Source organism: Halobacteriovorax sp. ZH5_bin.2 (assembly GCF_043196375.1).
Classification (GTDB): domain Bacteria; phylum Bdellovibrionota; class Bacteriovoracia; order Bacteriovoracales; family Bacteriovoracaceae; genus Halobacteriovorax_A.
The window spans coordinates 402,062-421,545 of the sequence record NZ_JBEBMJ010000003.1 but is presented as its reverse complement, the minus strand read 5'-3'; the positions used below and the strand labels follow the sequence as shown (position 1 = coordinate 421,545).

Annotated in this window: 16 protein-coding genes; 11 read left to right on the top strand and 5 right to left on the bottom strand. The window is 37.2% G+C overall.

All coding sequences use genetic code 11. The features are described from left to right. Positions 1 to 14: 14 nt before the first annotated feature. Both ABMA76_RS10425 and ABMA76_RS10420 read right to left on the bottom strand, forming a co-directional pair. Positions 15 to 5,174, bottom strand: coding sequence for a fibronectin type III domain-containing protein (locus ABMA76_RS10425; protein ID WP_392912188.1), 5,160 nt, complete (start codon positions 5,172 to 5,174; stop codon positions 15 to 17). A gap of 3 nt (positions 5,175 to 5,177) precedes the next feature. After that, positions 5,178 to 7,064: a hypothetical protein gene (locus ABMA76_RS10420; protein ID WP_392912186.1), complete on the bottom strand. Its 1,887-nt coding sequence runs from the start codon at positions 7,062 to 7,064 to the stop codon at positions 5,178 to 5,180. Positions 7,065 to 7,373: 309 nt separating this feature from the next. On the opposite strand from ABMA76_RS10420, the gene ABMA76_RS10415 reads away from it, so the two are divergent. The 3 genes from ABMA76_RS10415 to ABMA76_RS10405 are packed head-to-tail and all read left to right on the top strand — an operon-like array spanning position 7,374 to position 9,434. After that, positions 7,374 to 8,156, top strand: coding sequence for a motility protein A (locus tag ABMA76_RS10415; protein WP_392912184.1), 783 nt, complete (start codon positions 7,374 to 7,376; stop codon positions 8,154 to 8,156). Positions 8,157 to 8,158: 2 nt separating this feature from the next. Next, a complete protein-coding gene (locus tag ABMA76_RS10410) occupies positions 8,159 to 8,896 on the top strand; it encodes a flagellar motor protein MotB (protein ID WP_392912182.1) in 738 nt (245 codons plus the stop codon). After that, positions 8,883 to 9,434 carry a hypothetical protein gene (locus ABMA76_RS10405; protein ID WP_392912181.1) on the top strand — a complete coding sequence of 184 codons (552 nt, stop codon included), beginning with the start codon at positions 8,883 to 8,885 and terminating at the stop codon, positions 9,432 to 9,434. Before ABMA76_RS10410 ends, ABMA76_RS10405 begins: the two co-directional genes overlap by 14 nt. On the opposite strand, the gene ABMA76_RS10400 is transcribed toward ABMA76_RS10405, so the two are convergent. Together ABMA76_RS10400 and ABMA76_RS10395 are read right to left on the bottom strand one after the other, a co-directional pair. Continuing rightward, positions 9,431 to 10,123 (bottom strand): hypothetical protein, encoded by a 693-nt coding sequence (locus ABMA76_RS10400; protein ID WP_392912179.1) that lies wholly within the window; start codon positions 10,121 to 10,123, stop codon positions 9,431 to 9,433. The genes ABMA76_RS10405 and ABMA76_RS10400 overlap by 4 nt on opposite strands. A gap of 119 nt (positions 10,124 to 10,242) precedes the next feature. Further along, complete coding sequence (locus ABMA76_RS10395) at positions 10,243 to 10,416, bottom strand: hypothetical protein (protein ID WP_392912177.1); 174 nt, start codon at positions 10,414 to 10,416, stop codon at positions 10,243 to 10,245. A gap of 237 nt (positions 10,417 to 10,653) precedes the next feature. On the opposite strand from ABMA76_RS10395, the gene ABMA76_RS10390 reads away from it, so the two are divergent. From ABMA76_RS10390 to ABMA76_RS10355, 8 genes are all read left to right on the top strand, one after another. Continuing rightward, complete coding sequence (locus ABMA76_RS10390) at positions 10,654 to 11,787, top strand: acyl-CoA dehydrogenase family protein (protein ID WP_392912175.1); 1,134 nt, start codon at positions 10,654 to 10,656, stop codon at positions 11,785 to 11,787. Next, the gene (locus ABMA76_RS10385) at positions 11,787 to 13,013 is read left to right on the top strand and encodes a hypothetical protein (RefSeq protein ID WP_392912173.1); all 1,227 of its coding nucleotides are present in this window, start codon (positions 11,787 to 11,789) and stop codon (positions 13,011 to 13,013) included. Before ABMA76_RS10390 ends, ABMA76_RS10385 begins: the two co-directional genes overlap by 1 nt. A 111-nt stretch (positions 13,014 to 13,124) precedes the next feature. Then, entirely contained in the window at positions 13,125 to 14,030 is a 906-nt protein-coding gene (locus ABMA76_RS10380; RefSeq protein ID WP_392912171.1) for a diguanylate cyclase, read from the top strand. 8 nt (positions 14,031 to 14,038) lie between these two features. Continuing rightward, positions 14,039 to 15,730: a DNA mismatch repair endonuclease MutL gene (mutL, locus tag ABMA76_RS10375; protein WP_393061527.1), complete on the top strand. Its 1,692-nt coding sequence runs from the start codon at positions 14,039 to 14,041 to the stop codon at positions 15,728 to 15,730. Further along, positions 15,727 to 16,686: a tRNA (adenosine(37)-N6)-dimethylallyltransferase MiaA gene (miaA, locus tag ABMA76_RS10370; RefSeq protein ID WP_392912167.1), complete on the top strand. Its 960-nt coding sequence runs from the start codon at positions 15,727 to 15,729 to the stop codon at positions 16,684 to 16,686. The genes mutL and miaA overlap by 4 nt, the downstream gene beginning before the upstream one ends. A gap of 41 nt (positions 16,687 to 16,727) precedes the next feature. After that, entirely contained in the window at positions 16,728 to 17,570 is an 843-nt protein-coding gene (locus tag ABMA76_RS10365; RefSeq protein ID WP_040314013.1) for a pyruvate, water dikinase regulatory protein, read from the top strand. Positions 17,571 to 17,683: 113 nt separating this feature from the next. Next, on the top strand, positions 17,684 to 18,229 hold the full coding sequence (locus ABMA76_RS10360; protein ID WP_392912165.1) for a hypothetical protein: 546 nt from the start codon (positions 17,684 to 17,686) through the stop codon (positions 18,227 to 18,229). 48 nt (positions 18,230 to 18,277) lie between these two features. Beyond that, on the top strand, positions 18,278 to 19,099 hold the full coding sequence (locus ABMA76_RS10355; RefSeq protein WP_392912164.1) for a hypothetical protein: 822 nt from the start codon (positions 18,278 to 18,280) through the stop codon (positions 19,097 to 19,099). Positions 19,100 to 19,159: 60 nt separating this feature from the next. Here the strand turns inward: ABMA76_RS10355 and rpsU are convergent, their stop codons facing one another. Beyond that, complete coding sequence (gene rpsU / locus ABMA76_RS10350) at positions 19,160 to 19,384, bottom strand: 30S ribosomal protein S21 (RefSeq protein WP_021266202.1); 225 nt, start codon at positions 19,382 to 19,384, stop codon at positions 19,160 to 19,162. Positions 19,385 to 19,484: the final 100 nt, after the last annotated feature.

The window sequence follows — 19,484 nt, the reverse complement described above, 5'->3', positions numbered from 1 at the left end:
TATTCTACCTTATTTTATTGATAAGACTCATCTTCGATGCGTACAACACATCTAACAGCTGAATACTCAGTTCTCATCTGTTCGTGCTCACTTCTAGCATTAAACTTCGCTGAGTAACGTCCACTACTCTTTGTGTTCGATTCCCCAAAGTTCAGCATATAGATAGGAGTTGTTCGAGAAAGACTCCACCTAACGTAGTCAACTGATGTTCCATCATTATCCAGAGAGGACTTTAGAGCTCCACCGCGAGTACTCGAATATGTAGCATATGTGTCCGTCGCCGGATCAACAGTCTCAATAAAGTCATAAAAGTACTCTCTCGAAGAAGGAGACATATACGCATTACGACTAATTCTAGTTTCAGACATCCCATCTGAGAAAATCTGACTATCACCGACAGGGAAATTTGGAATATCCATTGTCGAAGGATCGAGACTAAAGTCCGTTACAAAAGTATCAAGAGAAATCGACATATTATCTAAACTTTCTGAACATAAACTCCCCTGGCACTCTAGAGGTAAACCTATAATTGGATTAAAGTAGCGGCCACGGCGTGGATCAGTTGAGATATCCTGAGCACGATCAATAACATCTTGATCCCACTTAATCGCTAGGGTGTCATTAATTGAAAGTTTCGGTGCAAAGTTATCCTGCCCAAAGTCTAGGAAGAATCCGTCACCATTTCTATAATAACTAACACTTCCTGGGTCAATTGAGTTTACAGATTCAGCGACTCCAGTATTAACATTTCCAAAGAGGTCAAAAATAGGAGTAAAGGCACCATTAACAAGATAGTTTCCACCTCTTGCACCACCTGGTTCAACAAATGAGCAACGGCCAGTATCTGTATCAGACATAACCCAAGAAATTAATGTATTAAGATAGTAAGCACCATTTGGAGCCTCAACTGAGTTTGAGGCAAGACCTGCTCCAAGCATTAGCTTTTCACTATCAAAACCACAAAAGATTTGTTCTGATGAAATCTCGGCCTTATTTCCAATAATATCTTGGACACCAAAACGAGATGTACAGGCTTGAGTCGTAAATTGCGTCCCACCATTATCATAGAAGCTTGAACCAGTAATAAAAGGTATACGACGTGGTGTCGTTACAGTTCCTTGGTAACTACTTGGCATATTGATCATTAAGCGATCACCCGATCTTTGCTGATTTGTCGCTGCTCCACTAATAACGTCTCTATCATAGACATTACAAGAGTTTTCAAAATTTACACCACTTGTTACAGGAGCATCATTTCTTGTTCCTGTCTCAAGTTCTGCAACAGCTGCTTCATCAAAATCTTTAGGATAACGACTTGCCGTAACCCCTTCTCCACGACGCATAAGCCTCTTTTCTCTTATTGGCCCAATTTGCTTAAATTCATCTGCATCATCATCATATGTTCCAATCTTTACTTCATATGAATTACACACACGATTGGCTTGATTCTGGCTAAGACCTGTTAGTGGAGGAAGCTTTGAATCATTAGAAGAAAAGACACGTGATAATTTTGTATTTCCACGATAACGTGGTGATGCATCAACATTAGTATAAGCAGGACTTGGAGTTGCATTAATCCCAGAATCAAATAGCTTATTATTACTAAGAATATCATTCATCGACATATCAAGAATGTCGACATCATCTACTCCATGAGCAAGTGTTGAAAGATTATTAACAGCAATCCATCTTGGCTTTAGCTTATCCCCGTCAGTTGAATCCGAAACAGGAATATTAATCATACAACGTGATGGCCCAAGGTAGTTTTTATTTCTTAGGTTATTTCCATCAGCAAGGGCAGCACCACCTGCTCCTCTATAGTAACCATGACTAATACGGTCTTCATAACTCTTAACTGCATTCCTTGAGTAGTAAACTGCTGCAAATTCACTTTGCACATTATAAGAAGCATAACTTCCATTCCCAGCATATGGATCAAAGAAATTTGTCGCAATATTGGCCGGATCAGTACAGTCTGTGAAGTCACCAGAAAGTCCTGGAGAGATAAAGTTTCTACGATCAGCAGTATCTGGATCAGCACATGCTGTACTTGTAATAGCAATTGAAGCGGTATCTTCACCAAAACAATCACCAACACGAAGCTGACTACGATCTGTATAAGACTCTCCAGTATTAGGATGATTTACACCTGCAGTATAGCTAGAAGGATTTCCGTTAAAACAGCCCTTAAACCCTGATCCTAGATCATTTGATCCAGTGAAGTTTGGAATTGTTCCAGAGTAATTACTTCTTTCATATGCATAATCCCCTCTAGTGAAATTACAACCTAGTTCAAAACGGTCAATTAGCATACTTGGACCAAAGTCATAAACCGTTGAACCTTTAATCCATGGAGACGTTAGACCTCTGGCCCCAACTCCATTCCAAGAACAAGTGTATTTTTGACTAATATCTTTTGAGTGAACTTTACCAAGTTCTCGACATTGCTGGCGGTTTGCCATTAGCCTGTGAACGAGGGCCATATTCTCAGGAGGAAGAACAACTTTAATAATATGTTGAGGATTTGTTGTCTCTCTTTCATACTCAAGTTCAACTCCTCTAAAGACAGGAACGACTTTATAGTAGTAAACACGAGCGTGATTATAGTCGTCGCCGGCCTGAATATGCTTTACAGAATAATCTGTAAACATAACCGCACGATATGTTTCAAGAACTTCATTAGTACGACTTCTTTCCGTATAATCAGCTGGGTGAATTAAACCTTTATTCGTCAGAGTTTGGTAATCGAAGTCACCACTTGTGATATCTTTCCAAGTGATTTTATTATCATCTGAACGGTAAACACGATATCCAATTTTATGATCTTTCTTTTGCATTCCAGTTTCATAGGCATCAATGAAAGTTTGCATTGAAAGCGTTCCACTTGTAAATGTCACATCCTTCCAAGCGATACGAATGATTCCAGAGTTTGAATATTGGTGTAGAGGATTAGTTGTCACTCCATCTTTAGAACCATAGGCTCCACTAAATTGAGCACTACCACTTGCAATTCCAAATTGGTCTTCAAAACTACTTGTTGGAGCTAGTGTTGAAGGATCAACTTCAACTTCAATTGGTTGACCACTGTCGTTTAATGTTTCTAAAATATAATCTTTATTACGATCAGGTCCCGTTGGTGTAACCATACCATTTGCTTTTGGACCAATCGCAAAAATATCAACCCATTCTTCAAACTTTGGCTTAGGTACTTCAATCTTACACTCACCAAGTCCAGTGTTGATATCTGCATAAATCGGAGATGGACCGTCAATATAAGGAAGAACACCAAATTGATAAATCTTTCCTGGAACAAGAGAAGGAATTGTATACGTATAAGTTGTTGCAACAATATCATCAACTCTAGTGTAGGCTGGATCATTTGCTAGGGCATCTGTATACTTGAAAACCTTTCCGTCTTTTTCTTTATAGAAAACAGCGTACTTGTCATAAATACCACCAGTCGGAGCATCCCAACCGACAGTAATATAATCGGCACCCGTGTTACATGCATTAAGAACACCTGGAAATTGCTCTACTGTTGGAACCTTAACAATTGGTGTAATACATTTTACGATCGCATTTTCAACATCATTTAGAGAGAAGTTATTCCCTGCAATACTAGGAACCGCCGCAAAACAATACTCTTTATCAGCTACAGTATCCCCAGCTCCAAAGAAGTTTCCTTGGATGCGCACACTCGTATATGAACCAAATCCAGCATAATCTCCAGGATTATCATCTAGCCTGATAAGTCCATCACATGAAGCTTTTCCACTTGCATTTGCAACATTAAAGTTTAGAAGAGTTGGACTTGCGTCACTTTCACCCTCATAACAGTAAATATCAAATCCGTTTAAAAAACCTGTTTCAATAACAGGAGGATCAAAATTAATTGTAATTTCATTAAGCTTGTTGATATCTTGAGGACTCTGAATCCCTAAGATCCCAGAAAAAGAAGCTAGTTTAGGTATGGCACGATAGAAAACTGGCTTCCCAATAATTCTCTCACCATCACCACAAGTTAGAGTACGACAAGCGATTGCAAATGTTAGGTAGTAATCATACTCTTCTAAGCTTCCTATTCTTTTTGAAAACTCATCTGCATTAGCAGTGCGGTAATCACCAGCTAAGTTTAATGGGTCGATAATTGAAGCATCAATTTCTTCAGGAATTCTTGCTCTTACAAGATCAACATCTTCCTCTGCTTCACCAAGTTTATAATTATAAATTCTATAATTTTCAAATGGCCCTACTGCAGGAGTCCAAGTTAAATCGATTGAAGTTAGACCTAAGTTTTTGTCTGGAGTGGCCGCTCTAAGAGAGAGTGTATCCCAATCAAAAAGCCCACCTGAACCTAAAGTCGTAACAGAAGCAATTTTATTATTTTCTTCAAAACGATAGCCTTGTGTATCTTGATAAACTCCATAACTCTTATGAATTGATCTAACTCTGAAATAGTACTGCTTACCCGGTATTAACCCTGTAACTTGTCTTTCTCTTTCAGTTGTTCCACCAGTAGATGCCGTGATATCACCAGGCTTTAGATCTCTTTGAATTGCTGGGTGTGTATTATTGAATAAGTCAGAAATTGTTCCATCATCAGCAGCGATATAAGCGACTTCATATGCAATTGGATCATTTGGCATTGGATTATAAGTTGACCCTAAAGTCACTGCCGGTACCCATTTTACAAGAACAGTATTTTGTCCAGCAGCACCAACAAGAGGTTCGACACTTGATATCCCTGCGAAGTCAGCCGTGTAATTTGAAAATGTTCTGGCCGATAAGGTTGCATCGTTTTCACTCTGACTACCAGTACTACCATCACGTACACCGACAGAGAATGTATATTCAGTATTTACATTTAAGTTACGTACCGTAAAACGATACATCCCTTCGTCATTTACAGACAAAGAGTCTGCCTTAACTTCAATAGGAATTGTCGCGTCGTTTACTTTAATAAGATATGTTAGCTCTGAAGCCGGCCCAGTAGCAGGAAAGAAGTAAACTTCAACCTTATCATTTGAAATTGGAATAACTTTAGAAATACCTGCAAATTGAAAAGTCTGCCTTCCACTCTCTGCATTTTTTGCATTTTCGAGATTAGCGTCTTCTACTTTTCCAACACAACTGGCAAGTAATAATAAACTAAGTACAATTGATAAAAATTTCATAAACTACTCTACCACCAGTGTTTGAATACTATTGTTAAATTCAGAGTATTTGTCTTCTTGGTACAAATAAGTAAGGGCACCAAAGTAATATGTTCCAGCAGGAATGAAAGGAATCGTAATTCCAAGTGCATTCTCTTCTGCCTCAAATCTTAAGTAGTCATTATCGCCATTAACAGCATCACTGAAACTGAATGTTCCAGCAGTTGTCTTCATAAAGACAACATATCGGTCGTATACACCTTCTTCAGGTGGAGTCCATGAGATGGCCGCCGAATTATTTGAACTGTCAAAGTACAGAGAGCTAATTCCAGTAAAGTCTTCATATGTAGGAGTCATAACTTGTGGAACAATACAGCTAACAACTTCAGAGTCACGATTAGGAGTTACAACATCTCCAACGTAAACGAATGGTAATAAAGCGAAGCAGTACTCTTCCGTCGAGTTAATATCGATCCCTCTAATTGAAACTTCTGTTCCATTAGTAAAATCAAGAGTTGATGGATTTAATGATGTTGGATTATTTCCATCTGGAAAGTTAATAAATGTATCAATATATGGCTCTCCAGAACTTCTTCCTTTGACCTCAATTAACATTCCATCGATAACACCACTTGCTAGATCAACTGGCTCATAACTTAAGTAGATTTCATTAAGTGCCCAGTGGTAACGTGGGTTATTAACTTCTGTAATTCCAGAAAAGCTTACAAGCGGAGGGCTTGTGCGATAAACATTTGGAGAATTATAAATAATAGACTTACCTGGCGAACACAGAGAGTCTAGACACATAATAAGATATACTTCATATGAAGTATAAGGCTCTAGCTCAACAAGTTTTGACTTGCTATCTTCATATGTAACTTGCTTACAAAAATAAGCAGGATCTGTTGTCTCTTGGCCATTACATATATCATCACGACTATTCTTATATGTCGACCACGCCTCACCTGTACCATTTTCTTTGTAATAAATTCGATAGTGATCGATGGCACCAATACCTGTTGCCCAACTTAAATCAAGAGAAGTTTTACCTGTACTATTACTTGGTGTTGTAACTTCAAAAGAATCTAGATCAACTTGAATATCACCAACACTATCACTTAGAGTTGTTGCACTTAAGTAGCTATTATTCTTTTCATAAAAGTAACTTGGATCAGAACTATATTTACTATATCCATGGTGAATACCTCTTACTCTTACATAGTAAGTTGTTCCAGGAAGAAGACCGTTAACTTGTTGAGAAATCTTCTTTCCATCAACATAGTTCACAATACGTGTTGGTGCTGTAAATGAAGTATCATCAAAAGCAACAGGAGTTGCTGTATCAGAATTAACTAAGACAACTTCATATTTTGAAACATCTGAGTCTTCAGGAATATAACCACCTGTACGCTCAGCTGCCGGCCACTCAATTAATAATGAGTTTTTAGAAGCTCCACCAGATAGATTTTTAATACTACCGATTCCTGTAAAGTTAGAAGTTTGGTTTGAAAAAGTCGTCACAGATTTAAAGGCATCATTTACTGACTGCTGCCCCTTATCGTCCTTTGCCTGAACGTTGAAAACATATTGTTCATTAATATTTAGGCCAGTTACTGTATAGCGAAGAAACCCTCGATAATCAGGGACAAGAGTTCGCCCTGGTACTGTAATTGGAGCGATAGCACCATCGTAATTGATGATATATGTTACTTTTAACGGGTCTAAATTAGACGGCGGGAAGTAAATTTCAACCTTATCGTGTGCTATTGGAAAAGCATCTTGAATCCCAGTGTAATTAATGACAGTCTCCCCATCATTAATCCCCTTTGTTAATTCAGAGTTTGCATCCTCTACCTTACCTACACAGCTAAAAAGTAAAAAATAACTTAAGATCAATAAAATTTTATTCATATCAATACCAAACATTGTGAAATTATTGCACACGACTCGTAGCGTCACATCGTTAATAATAGAATAAAAATAAAACTATTTTAAGTTCTTAAAATTAAAGGAAAATTATTCCGAACAATGATTATTGGTAAAATCGTTAACTTTTCAATCTTGAGGACCGATGCCAACCATAGTTGCCTCTACATAGATGAGTAAAATGCTCTAAGTACTTTAATATACGATGGGAAAAAAGTGACCATATCGTAGAGAGTTAACCTAAGTAGTTAAAAATAGTAAAATTTTGTTATGAATATTTACAAAGGTGAATAAATGAATATTTTTTCTTTAATTGGACTAATAATATCGGCCGGTGTTCTCTTTGCAGGACTAAGAATGTCTTCGAGTAACTTAGGCCTCTTCGTCGATGGCCCTTCTCTCTTTATTGTAATTGGTGGGACTTTCGCTGCTACATCAGTAGCTTTCCAACTAAATAAGATTGGTGCTCTTTTTAAAATTTTCCTTAAGCAATTTCTTGGTGGAAAAATGGTCAATTCGGCCGAAGTTATCAAAGAGATCATGCAAATATGTGAAGCTTACCGTTCAGGTGAAGCTGCAGAGAACCTACCAGGTAAAGCAAACGATGAATTCCTTAAGGAAGGTCTTGAATTAATCGCAGATGGATTCCTTCAAAAAGAAAAGATTATCGAAATTCTCGAACAACGTGCAGTTAATATGCATGCTATTCGTAGTGAAGATACAAGAAAGATTAAGACTCTTGGTAAATTCCCACCGGCATTTGGAATGATGGGAACAACAATTGGGATGATCGTACTTCTTGCCAACCTTGGTGGAGCCGATGCCATGAAAATGATTGGGCCGGCCATGGGTGTATGTCTTATTACAACACTATATGGAGTAATCATTGCCAACTTAGGATTTATTCCAATTGCTGAAAACTTAGAAGATATTCAGATTCAAATGGAAACAAAAGATAATATCATCATCGAAGGAATTAAGCATATCCTAGACAAGTCTAACCCGGTTCTTGTGGCAGAAGAATTAAACTCATTCCTTTTACCAACTGAAAGACTAGACTGGAAATCAGCGAGTTAATAATGGCAGTAAAGAAAAAAGCAGTAAAACAAGATAGCGGAGGCGGTGATGGCGATTGGATGACGTCATATGCAGATATGATGACCCTAATTGCATGTTTCTTCATTCTGATGATGGCCTTTGCTAATTACGATCCAGTGGGGTTTAACAAGAAAGCAAAAGACCTCTCAACATCCTTTCAAAAGGACAAGTATAAAAGCTCAGAAACAGAATTATCAGAGCTAACAGAAGAAATATCAAAGCACCCTGAACTTGAAAAAAATAGTAAAATATCACTCGTTGATAATGAGCTAATTATTTCATTTTCAAGTAGTATCCTCTTCCCTGAAGGGAGTACTAAGTTAAGTAAGAGCAGTATTCAATCTCTTGATACAATGATTGATATTATCAGAACAAAGAATCCTAACTATCGTATTATGATTGAAGGACATACTGACTCTGATGAAAGAAGTATTGCTCCAGGAATCGAAGGTCCGTGGCAGCTAGGAGCTGTAAGGGCCGCGAAAGTCCTTTCTCGTTTTGAGTACTTTGGTTTTCCACCGACTACACTTGCGGCCACAACAAAGGGTGACTCTGAACCTCTTATTACAAAAGAAGAGCTAGAAAAGTTAAAAGAAAAAAATAAAAAGAAAGTTTTCTTTAACCCAAATAGAAGAGTTATTATTAAAGTTGTAGAACCTAAAGATCCAAAATCTAAAATCAAATTTGGATTCGGAATATATTTTAATGACAAGAAATAAGCTTAGAGATTTTATAAAATTTATCGTTGTATTTGTCGTATTCTTAGGAGTCACGATTCCAACTTATCTCTTTCTAGTTCCTTCAGAGGCCCAAGGGAGAATTGATAAGATTGATTACGACAAATGCATTCAACAAGATAGGCTGACTGAATATCAGTCATGTCTTAGACGTGATATCACTCAAATAATCTCTGTAGCAAGGCCAATTGACGTTAATACAATTGAGGAGTTTATATACTCGCTCTACGAGCGTGACTTAAAAAACAGCTCGACTAATGAAGATCAAAGTATCGCTGCTCTACTCTATCTTGAGAATATGGCGATTTATTTTAACAGCATGAGAGAAATTACGATTGCGAGAAATAATATTACATTTCTCGATATATTCTTTATTAGTAAGGCAAGAGAAGATCTATCTAAGCGATATAAGAAATTTATGAGTACGATTGATGTAATGGACTTCAGGGCGCTGCCTAACGATATTGCATATCGAAAGGATATGGCAATGAATCTTCTTTTAAAATTTGAGAGTAATTAGAGCTCCATATTATTTGAACGCCACTCATCTGACTCAACATCATTTTTTTGGTTAGTAAGAACTTTTGCATTCACAGGCTTATTTCCTTTAAATTGAACAACATGACGTGTAGCACTTGCTGGTGCACGCGTCTTTAAACCAGCACTATCAACTTCGGCCATCATCTTACGTCCCATACGAGTGATCGTTTCAGTGCTTGCTCTGTTGTGTGCATCTAGACGTTTTTGATACTCATTTTCAATTTGAGCAAGTTGAGTCTTGTACTGTAACTCAGACATCTTTAGGTTCTTAAGCTTATCTATTTCTAAGTTGGCCTTAGCTAGGTCAACTTTACTTTTTGCAATAATGGCATTCAATGAGTCCACGTGAGCAACTTTACTTTTTAAAGTTTCTTTTGAAATTTCTTGGATCTTCTTGTCTGCCATATATTTCATCGAATTCATCTGAAGATTAGCAACTTCTTGAGTTAAAGAAGCATTCACCTCTTTTAACTTTGCCACTTCAGATGACTTCTTATATTGTCCAACACCCATAAGAACAACACAGGCGGCAAGTGCAATATTTGTAAGGTTCAAAGAAGAACTCCCCTTTTTAACCTTCTTTACTTTACGTGCAACACGAACTTTCTTTGCTTTTCCGTTGCTGATTACATTTTTGTGAGTTGGTCTAAATTCTTGTAGTGTTTTCATACTCAAATTATAAAAGTTATCTAGATAGAAACGAAGAATTTCGGTAATAAAAGTATAAAATCAAATACTTAGCTAAGAAATGACTAAGACTTCAGCGACAAAATTCTATGGCAGGACACTTAAAAACCAGCGAAATTCGCTGCAAATTTCTTTGCTAATGGATACAAAATTAAGTGCATGATAGTGATCACGGCCATTGAGGTAATCAAGAGCATGTAGGGAAACGAATTAGTTAACTCAACTTCTTCTACATTGGCCTTATCAGAATGGGCCAAATTGATATCGTGTCTCATTGTATTCTCCTTGCTAGCGCTTAGGAAGGGAGTTTCACCCTTTGTACTATTGTATCGTACAAATCCATTAAATAAAACATAGTTAATGGATACATCTTATAACATACTGTAATCACATTTAAGAATACAAGCTCCTAACACTGAATTTCATAAAATTTAACCATTTATGATTTATTTGGTACTGTAGGTGGATTTTATAATGAATTAAATTATTTAAAGAACTCAAAGGATATAAATATGAATGAGATGCAAAAAGAGATCGTTGAAGGACTTAAGCGTTTTCGCCTTGAAAAAATCGAGCCACATATGGAGCACGATGATTTTGAAGGAAAATTTCGCATGGAAATCTTCAATGAACTTGGAGAGCTAGGCTTCACAGGAATGACTGTTTCAGAAGAATATGGTGGACTCAATCTTCCAGTTCAAGACTATAGTTATGCTCTAGAAGAAATCGCAAAGTCATCAGTTGCCTATGCTGTGACAATCTCTGTTTCATCAATGGTTCAATCTATCCTAGATACATTTGGAAACGAAGAGCAAAAACAAAAGTACCTTCCAGAATTAACAAGTGGTAAAGCAATTGGTGCTTTCGCACTTTCTGAGTCAGGAGCTGGTTCAGATGCAGCAGGACTTAAAACGACTGCAAAGAAAGTTGAAGGTGGATATATTCTAAATGGTTCAAAACTTTGGATCACTTCTGGCGGAATTGCTAAAACATATATCGTAATGGCAAGAACAGGTGGCGAAGGAGCAAAGGGTGTTTCTGCATTTATCGTAGAAGATGGAATGGAAGGATTCTCATACGGTAAAAAAGAAAGAAAGATGGGATGGAATATCTCACCTACTCGCGAACTTCTTTTTGAAAACTGTTTTGTTCCAGAAGCAAACCTTCTACAAAAAGAAGGTGAAGGATTTAAAGTTGCAATGAGTGGCCTAGATAAGGGACGTATTGCTATTGGTTCAATCTCAGTAGGTTGTGCAACTCGTGCTCTTGATGAAGCGATTAAATACTCGCTAGAGAGACAACAATTTAAACAACCAATCTTTGACTTCCAAGGACTACAATTCATGATGGCGGATATGGCCTGTGATGTAGAAGCTGCAAGACTACTTGTTCAAGCTGCTGCTAAATCAATTGATGACGGAGCTTCTAATCAAAAGCTTGCTTCAATGGCAAAGATGCGTGCAAGTGATACTGCAATGAAAGTAACAACTGATGCTGTTCAAATTCTTGGTGGTGTTGGTTATACAAAAGAATATCCTGTTGAAAGATTTATGAGAGATGCAAAAGTTCTTCAAATCGTTGAAGGAACCAATCAAATCCAAAAAGTTGTTATTTCTCGTCTGCTGAAAAAGGAATACGGAGCCTAATGAAAATTTCAATTAACTCCTTTATTCAAGAACAGGACAAGTCAGAACAAGTCTCGGCGGAGATTGAAAAATTTCAAACTAATCCTCGCTTTGAATTTGTTACAAAATTAAGTGAAGAATATTATCCACAACAATGTGTTGATATATTTAATAAGTATGGTGACCGTCGTGACTTTATCCAAGTCGGAATTGGCGGAAGTGCGCTTGGGCCAGAGATGCTTGTAAGCGCCTTAAAAAAAGATATGAAACGCCGTTTTTATTTCTTTAACAATATTGATCCAGATGACACAAACCAATTATTAGAAAGTACTGATTTAAAAAATTCTCTAATCTATGTGGTTTCAAAATCTGGTGGTACGGCCGAAACTCTTGCTTCTTTTGCCATCCTTGCAAATGAACTAATAAAGCTCGGAGTAAAAGAAGACGAATTCAAAAACTACTTTGTCTTTGCAAGTGACCCTGAAACATCACAACTTAGAGAGCTTGGAGATGAACTTGGTATTACAACACTAGATATTCCAACAAATGTTGGTGGCCGTTTTAGTGTCCTGACTCCCGTTGGCCTTCTTCCGGCCCTTTTTGCAGGAATCGATATTCACGCTCTTTGCAAGAGTGGCCTTGAATATGGCCTTTCACTAAAAGAGTCACAAGAGTTTAAAGAAGTAATCAGTACTTTCTTAAACCATCAAGAGCATGGCCATGATCAAACAGTAATCATGCCCTACTCAAGCAAAATGAAGAATTTTGCATATTGGTTCGTCCAATTATGGGCCGAGAGTCTTGGAAAGAAAAAAGAAGATGGTTCACGAATTGGACTAACTCCAATTCCTTCATATGGTGCAACAGATCAGCATTCACAAATGCAGCTCTTTATGGAAGGGCCACTTAACAAAGTGATGCTACTCATCCATGTAAAAGAGTTTGAAAACGATTTTAGATTAAGTAATTCATTCAATCATCCGAAATTACAAAAACTCGGAAAGTATACACTGAAGAACTTAATGGACTCGGAGTTCTACGGAACTCAGAAAGCTTTAGAAGAACAAAAAGTTCCACATATTACTTTTGAAATAGAAAAACTAAATGAACAAAGTTTGGCCAAGTTGATTGTATTCTTCGAATACTTGACAGCTATCACAGGTTATTGCCTAAATATTGATCCGTTTAATCAACCTGGAGTTGAGGCCGGAAAAATATATAGCTTTGAATGGCTTGATAACCTATGAGAAATACTCGATTTAGACAGATAGAAATGTTTTCCAATCTTGATTAAAATCGGGGCGCTAGTTAAAATCTACAGGGAAAACAATCTATTATAAAGTACTGAAAGGACGAATATGAGTGATGACGCTACTCTAGTATTAACTGACATCAAAGCTGCCCTAGCATCAGCGAATAAAGAAGCCGAAGATAAGCCTGCGGCACTTCTTGTTGTTGGTGGTGATTTAAACGGTACTCTTTTCGATTTAAAAGAAGAAGAGATTACAGTTGGTCGAAGTGCAAAGTGTGATATTCCACTTGAGTTCAATGGAATCTCAAGAGAGCACTTTAAGCTAGTTTCTTCAGCTGATGGATATCAGGTAGTTGATCTTGGTTCTAGAAATGGAACTTTCTTAAATAACAGTAAAGTTGAAGCCCCTACTGAATTACAAAAAGGTGACATCATTAAGATGGGTGCAATGGCACTTAAATACCTTCCTAAAGGTGATCCAGAAAGACTAACATATGATAAGCTTCAACTAGAAGCTAATACTGATGGACTAACTAGTTGCTACAACAAATCTTTCTTCAATAAGAAACTTGATATTGAAGTAAAGAAGTCAAAGGTAACAGGAACTCCTCTTTCTCTTATTGTTTTCGATCTAGATCACTTTAAGAAACTTAATGATAATTATGGACACGATGCTGGTGACTACGTTTTAAAAGAACTTGCAGAAGTTATCCGTTCAAATGGAATTAGAGAAACAGATATCTTTGCTCGCTACGGTGGGGAAGAATTTGTTGTCCTACTTCCAAAGACAAATATTAAACAATCATACGAAATCGCAGAGCGCCTAAGAAAGGCAGTTGAGACTCACGATTTCATTTACGACGATAATAAGTTACCGGTAACTGCATCGATTGGTGTTTCAGACTACAGACAGGGAGTTAGTAGCGGAACAGACCTATTTAAAAGGGCCGACTCTGCAGTATACAAATCCAAGGAAGGTGGAAGAAACCAGGTTAATTTCTATCGCGACTAGTTCGTATAATGGAAATATCAGAAAATTCACAAAATAGAATTAACCTTCTTCCCGAACACTTAATTGATCAAATCAAGGCCGGTGAGGTTGTTGAACGCCCGGCCAATGTTCTTAAAGAATTATTAGAAAATTCAATTGATGCAAACTCGACTAAAGTTCGAGTTACTATTATCAATGCGGGACTTGACCTCATAGCAATTGAAGATAATGGCGATGGAATGTTCTTTGATGAACTCCCCTACGCCTTCTGCCGTCATGCAACTTCTAAAATAAACAACTTTGAAGATATATACAGGCTTAATACTTTTGGCTTTCGTGGCGAGGCCCTTGCTTCGATTTCAAGTGTTGCAAGAATCTCATGTCATTCAGCACCACGTTCTAGCCCTGAGGAAGGCGCCAAATACGTCATTCATGGTGCGAGAACTGTTGAACACTCAAAGTACTCTACACATAAGTGTGGAACTTCGACTTATGTCAAAGACCTCTTCTTTAACACGCCTGTTCGTTTAAAATTCGTGAAGTCTGGTCAAAGTGAAAAGAATGCACTTAAACGTGTTATCAATTCTTTCTTAATTAACTACCCACAGGTTGAGTTCTCTATCACCTGGGATGATCAAGACCCTGATATTTACCGAGCTCAAGAGCACACAGTTAATCGTGTGGGTGAAATTTTTAAGAAAAAGTCTCGTAAGAATAGGCCTGAAATACTTCAGTCCTATGGTGAATACCTTGGTTCAAGTTGTCAGTTCTATATCTCAAAAGATGCCTCTAAGGGCTATAGCGGCAAGCAGCAGTTTCTCTTTGTAAACAACCGCCTTTTTACAGATAAAAAAATCCATCAAATCGTTATTCGAAATATGGAAAAGTTTTGGCCTCAAGGTCTTACTGGTGATTACATCATGCAATTTAAAGTTCCAGAGAATGAAATTGATGTAAACGTTCACCCTAACAAGACAATTATAAAATTCTTAAAAAGTAATGAGATTTTCTCTCTCACGAGTGCAACAGCAAAGAAACTTATTTCTGAGAATCAAGATCATATTACAGAAAACCACGCTCTGGAGATGAATGAGGAAGAAGCCAATTTTAATTCCCTTTCAAGTGCCCTCTTTAACCAAGGTGCGGACAATATTGTTGCTGATAATTTTTGTGGTGGATTAAATCTTCAAAGATTTCAAAATGAACTCAATCAATCAACAGACTTTCATGGGCAGAGCTCTCTGTTTGGAGAAAGTGCTAGTGGCCAACAAAGTGAGCTAACGATTTCGGCGCTGGGTGAGAATATCTTTCTCTTTAATCACGTTGAAAGGGGGCCATACTTTGTGGATGCACAAGTCTTCTTAGACGATGCTTGTGAACAAATTGATATTGATAATATGACTCCTCTGTTAATTTCAGAGCCAATTTCAAAAGATATCTCAGACATGGAAAATCTTGCGCAATATATGGCAATGGGAATCGAAATTGAGCGTCTTGATGGACACACATGCGTTCTAAGGTCTGTATCTCATGTATTTGAAGACCTTCCCTATGCGAAGATTGCGACTAATATAATTAATGGTTATGAGCTTCTTAAAGATTTAGAACTTCAAGTAAATGAGGTCAGAAAGCTCCTTTCATTTACTTCATTCTACGATCTTGTTGAGAAGAAAATTGCAAAGAAGATCTCACCAAAAAAACTGAGAAAATTATTAAAATGACAAAGAAATTGATTCTTATATTAGGGCCAACGGCTTCTGGAAAAACAGGTATTAGCATTGAGCTTGCCAAGCGAATAGGTATCGACAGATGCCACGTTATCAATTTCGATAGTGTCCTCTTTTATAATGAATTAAATATTGGAAGTGCCAAGCCAGACGAGAAAGAAATGGATGGTGTTATCCATCACCTCGTTAGCATCTCCCCAATTACAAATGAGCTTAATGCTTCAGATTTTGTGGAGCTAGCAAAGAATAAAATCAATGAGCTACATGCAAGAGGGATCACTCCTATTCTAGTTGGTGGAAGTGCCTTTTACCTTAGAAGTTTAGTTCGTGGCATGTATGAATCAGAGTCAACAGATGAGGCCATTCAGCAAGAGGCCCGTGCGATCTATGAAAAAGAAGGTATGGCCCCAATTGTTGACTACCTTAAACTTCATGATCCTGAATCACTTGAGAATCTCCATGAGAACGATCACTATCGTCGTACTCGTGCCTACGAGTATCACCGCATGACGGGTAAAAAGATCTCAGAACAGAAAAAACAGGCCGACGATCAAGGAGCCTATGATTTCTCAACAAATATTCACGGCTGGGATACGCTAAATATCTGCCTTGATTTACCTAAAGAAGAACATTGGGAAATTATTCTCAAGCGAACAAAGCAGATGCTCTCGCAAGGTCTTTTAAATGAAGTAAAAGAGATCATGAAAAACGACGAACATCATGCTCAGCTTAAGGCCTTAAAAACCATTGGATACAAAGAAACTATCCAGTTTTTAAACGGCGAAATCACATCTGAAGAAGAATTAATCGAAAAGATTTATTTTGCCACTCGCCGACTTGCGAAGTCACAAAAAACTTTCTTAAAGAAAGTGACTCCCTTATCTCGCTTTCACCCATTAAGTCAGCGAAATGACATCTATAACCTTGTCGAAGACTTCATTCTTGAATAAAGTAGATTAAAGTATTAAATCGAGGCTAAATTTTGAAAAAGATGAAAATAATTATTATTTCTGACGGAACAGGTTCAACAGCAAAAGCGATCAGTCGCGCGGCCATGACACAATTCCCAGAAAGCGAAGTCTTCTATACTGGTTTTAAAAATGTTCGCACTAAGGAACAAATCAAATCAATTTTTGACGAAGCAGCTATTCATCACGACCTCGTTATTTACACAATCGTTTCAGCAGAGCTTAGAGAATATACAAAAGAGATCTCAATGCAAAAGCATGTGCGCTCCCTTGATCTAATGGGGCCAGTATTAACGACTTTCTCTAATTACTTTCACCAAGAGCCTAAGAGTGAGCCAGGCCTTCTACACGCTGTGAACTCAGAATACTTTGACCGTGTTGCGGCCATGGAGTTTACGCTTAACCACGATGATGGAAGAAATGTTGAAACTCTCCACCTAGCAGACGTTATTCTTGTGGGGATTTCTCGTACATCAAAAACACCTCTTTCAGTGTACCTATCTCAACACGGAATCAAGGTTGTAAATATCCCTATTATCAATGGACAAGATCTTCCAAAAGAACTCTTTGAAATAGACCAAAGAAAAATCTTTGCCCTAACGATTGACCCTGAAGCACTTTATTCAATTCGTAAAAACCGTTTAAATAAACTTGGCGCAACTGAGCACACAGGTGATTATGCGGACACGAATAAAGTAATCGAGGAACTCGAATGGGCCAATGAAATCTTTGGTAAGAATAAGAGATGGCCGGTATTTGATGTTACTGACCGCGCCCTAGAAGAGACGGCCACAGATATCATGAAACTGCTTCAAATGAGAAAGAATAATATTTTCAAGCAGTTAATGAGTGAGTCTGACGAATAAATTCCATGATAATTAGTTAAATTTCAAATTTAATAGGAAATTTACTTAACTTAATACCCAATCGTTCCGATTAACTAAATAACATTATCAATTTAGTAACTACGGGGTTCGTTGTGTCTAAGGTCTTATTTTCTGGAAAAATCAAAGTTAAAGGTGCTGGAGCTGATGTAGTTTATAAATTCGATACTCAAGAGCCTACCTTTGATGAAGTGATGATGAATAATTTTTCTCACCTTAACTTTTCAGAGAATGAAAAAAGAGTTCTCACTGCTAAAAACAGAAAAGATATCTTCAAGTTTGAAAACTTAAATACAAAAGAAATCGAAAGATATTCAAATGACCTTCTCTCTCTTATTAAAAGAGTTAAAAGCGATAGAATCCAAATTGAAACATCAAATGCCGGTGCCTTTATTTGCTTGGCCCTTATTTATTCAGGTAAGATTCCTTCTCACCTCGATGTTCACTTCAAGCTTCATGGAGCACCATTAAGATTATTTCCAAGAAGCTTAGCAAAGAATAAAATTCCAAGACATAATATTTCAATTTCACTTTGTAATACAGATAGCTGGGTGCGAGACTTTCGCTCTCTGCAAAAGAAACCAAAGTTCATTGAACTAAGTCATATTTCCCCTCAAGCTGACCTCGATCTTGTTGGTTAAGGGTTCATTTCATTGACATTTTGCGCCATCTCTTCAATCATTTAAGAAGTGAAGAAAATAATATTTGCCATTCTTTTTACGCTTTCAAGTTTTGCTGAGTATCCGTACTTTAACTTTGATTCTTCAAAACTAAAGCTAAGCGATTACAGCTATCGTCGCTATGTACGTCCACAGCTTCGTTCAATCAAAAATGACTTCTATTATATCGTAAAGAGAATCACCTACACATCTCAAGACTTCATCAACTTAAGAGAGAACACATTAAAACTCGTTCTTCAATTTGATGGTGCATATAACGATTGTAAGAAAAATCAAAAGACCTGCTATCAACATATAAAGGAAGTCGTTCCACTTATTCAAGCAATTGAGCGAAATATCAAAAAGCTACGAGAAGACTTCATTTCTCTTCCAAGTAAGCAGTACGGAAATGTTGATGATTATATCAACCTTATCTCTCTTCTTGATAATATCGATAACCTAAACCTTAGGATTCAATCTTATATACAACTTCTTCACCTTACAGAGGGAACTAACTTTTCGACTTACGTCCCGTATATTGAAAAGTATAAGAATTACGTTGGTAAGATGTACAACTACTCTAATGATGCCTTTATCTACATCATTCCAAATGAGCTAAAGCCATCCTTTGAACAATTTCTTGATAACTTCCTCTCACCTCTTGAGTTGAAGATGATTCCAGAACTCGATAGGCGCTGGTTCATCGATCGCCTTGGTGATCTAAATATGCAATGGAATGTTTTTCATATGGACCTAGAGAAAGGTCAAACCGGATTTCCGAGAGAGTATGTTCGTAACGTTAAGGTTATGCACGCTCGTTGGAATAGTATTCTTAAACTTATGTTTTATTAGCCCACATAAAAGAAGAGGCTCCTTACGGAGCCTCTCTTTATATAAGAAATTTAAATCAAATTAGATTTTAGAACCTCTACTGTACTTCGTCTGAGTTTTCTTTCTTCTCTTCTCAGCCGCTTGTAGCTTTTCTTTATTTCTAATAGAAGGCTTCTTATACTCTTGTCTCTTTCTGTATTCTCTAATAACACCGAAAGCTTCGCAGTATCTCTTGAATTTCTTAAGAGCTCTTTCCGCACTTAATCTTTCATCGATCTCGATTTTGATTGAGTAATCTTTAGACATAACATTCACCTCCTTCTATTTTTTTTTCTCAACGCCTTTAACGACGCATTTGCGAGATTTATTAACACGTTATTACGTGCAAATTTTGTCTAGCTTTAAT

Coding starts and splice junctions, on each gene's coding strand:
- ABMA76_RS10395 (WP_392912177.1), bottom strand. CDS start 10,416: ATGAGACACGATATCAATTTGGCCCATTCTGATAAGGCCAATGTAGAA.
- ABMA76_RS10425 (WP_392912188.1), bottom strand. CDS start 5,174: ATGAAATTTTTATCAATTGTACTTAGTTTATTATTACTTGCCAGTTGT.
- ABMA76_RS10380 (WP_392912171.1), top strand. CDS start 13,125: ATGAGTGATGACGCTACTCTAGTATTAACTGACATCAAAGCTGCCCTA.
- rpsU (WP_021266202.1), bottom strand. CDS start 19,384: ATGTCTAAAGATTACTCAATCAAAATCGAGATCGATGAAAGATTAAGT.
- ABMA76_RS10400 (WP_392912179.1), bottom strand. CDS start 10,123: ATGAAAACACTACAAGAATTTAGACCAACTCACAAAAATGTAATCAGC.
- ABMA76_RS10365 (WP_040314013.1), top strand. CDS start 16,728: ATGAAAATAATTATTATTTCTGACGGAACAGGTTCAACAGCAAAAGCG.
- ABMA76_RS10420 (WP_392912186.1), bottom strand. CDS start 7,064: ATGAATAAAATTTTATTGATCTTAAGTTATTTTTTACTTTTTAGCTGT.
- ABMA76_RS10405 (WP_392912181.1), top strand. CDS start 8,883: ATGACAAGAAATAAGCTTAGAGATTTTATAAAATTTATCGTTGTATTT.
- ABMA76_RS10415 (WP_392912184.1), top strand. CDS start 7,374: ATGAATATTTTTTCTTTAATTGGACTAATAATATCGGCCGGTGTTCTC.
- miaA (WP_392912167.1), top strand. CDS start 15,727: ATGACAAAGAAATTGATTCTTATATTAGGGCCAACGGCTTCTGGAAAA.
- ABMA76_RS10385 (WP_392912173.1), top strand. CDS start 11,787: ATGAAAATTTCAATTAACTCCTTTATTCAAGAACAGGACAAGTCAGAA.
- mutL (WP_393061527.1), top strand. CDS start 14,039: ATGGAAATATCAGAAAATTCACAAAATAGAATTAACCTTCTTCCCGAA.
- ABMA76_RS10410 (WP_392912182.1), top strand. CDS start 8,159: ATGGCAGTAAAGAAAAAAGCAGTAAAACAAGATAGCGGAGGCGGTGAT.
- ABMA76_RS10390 (WP_392912175.1), top strand. CDS start 10,654: ATGAATGAGATGCAAAAAGAGATCGTTGAAGGACTTAAGCGTTTTCGC.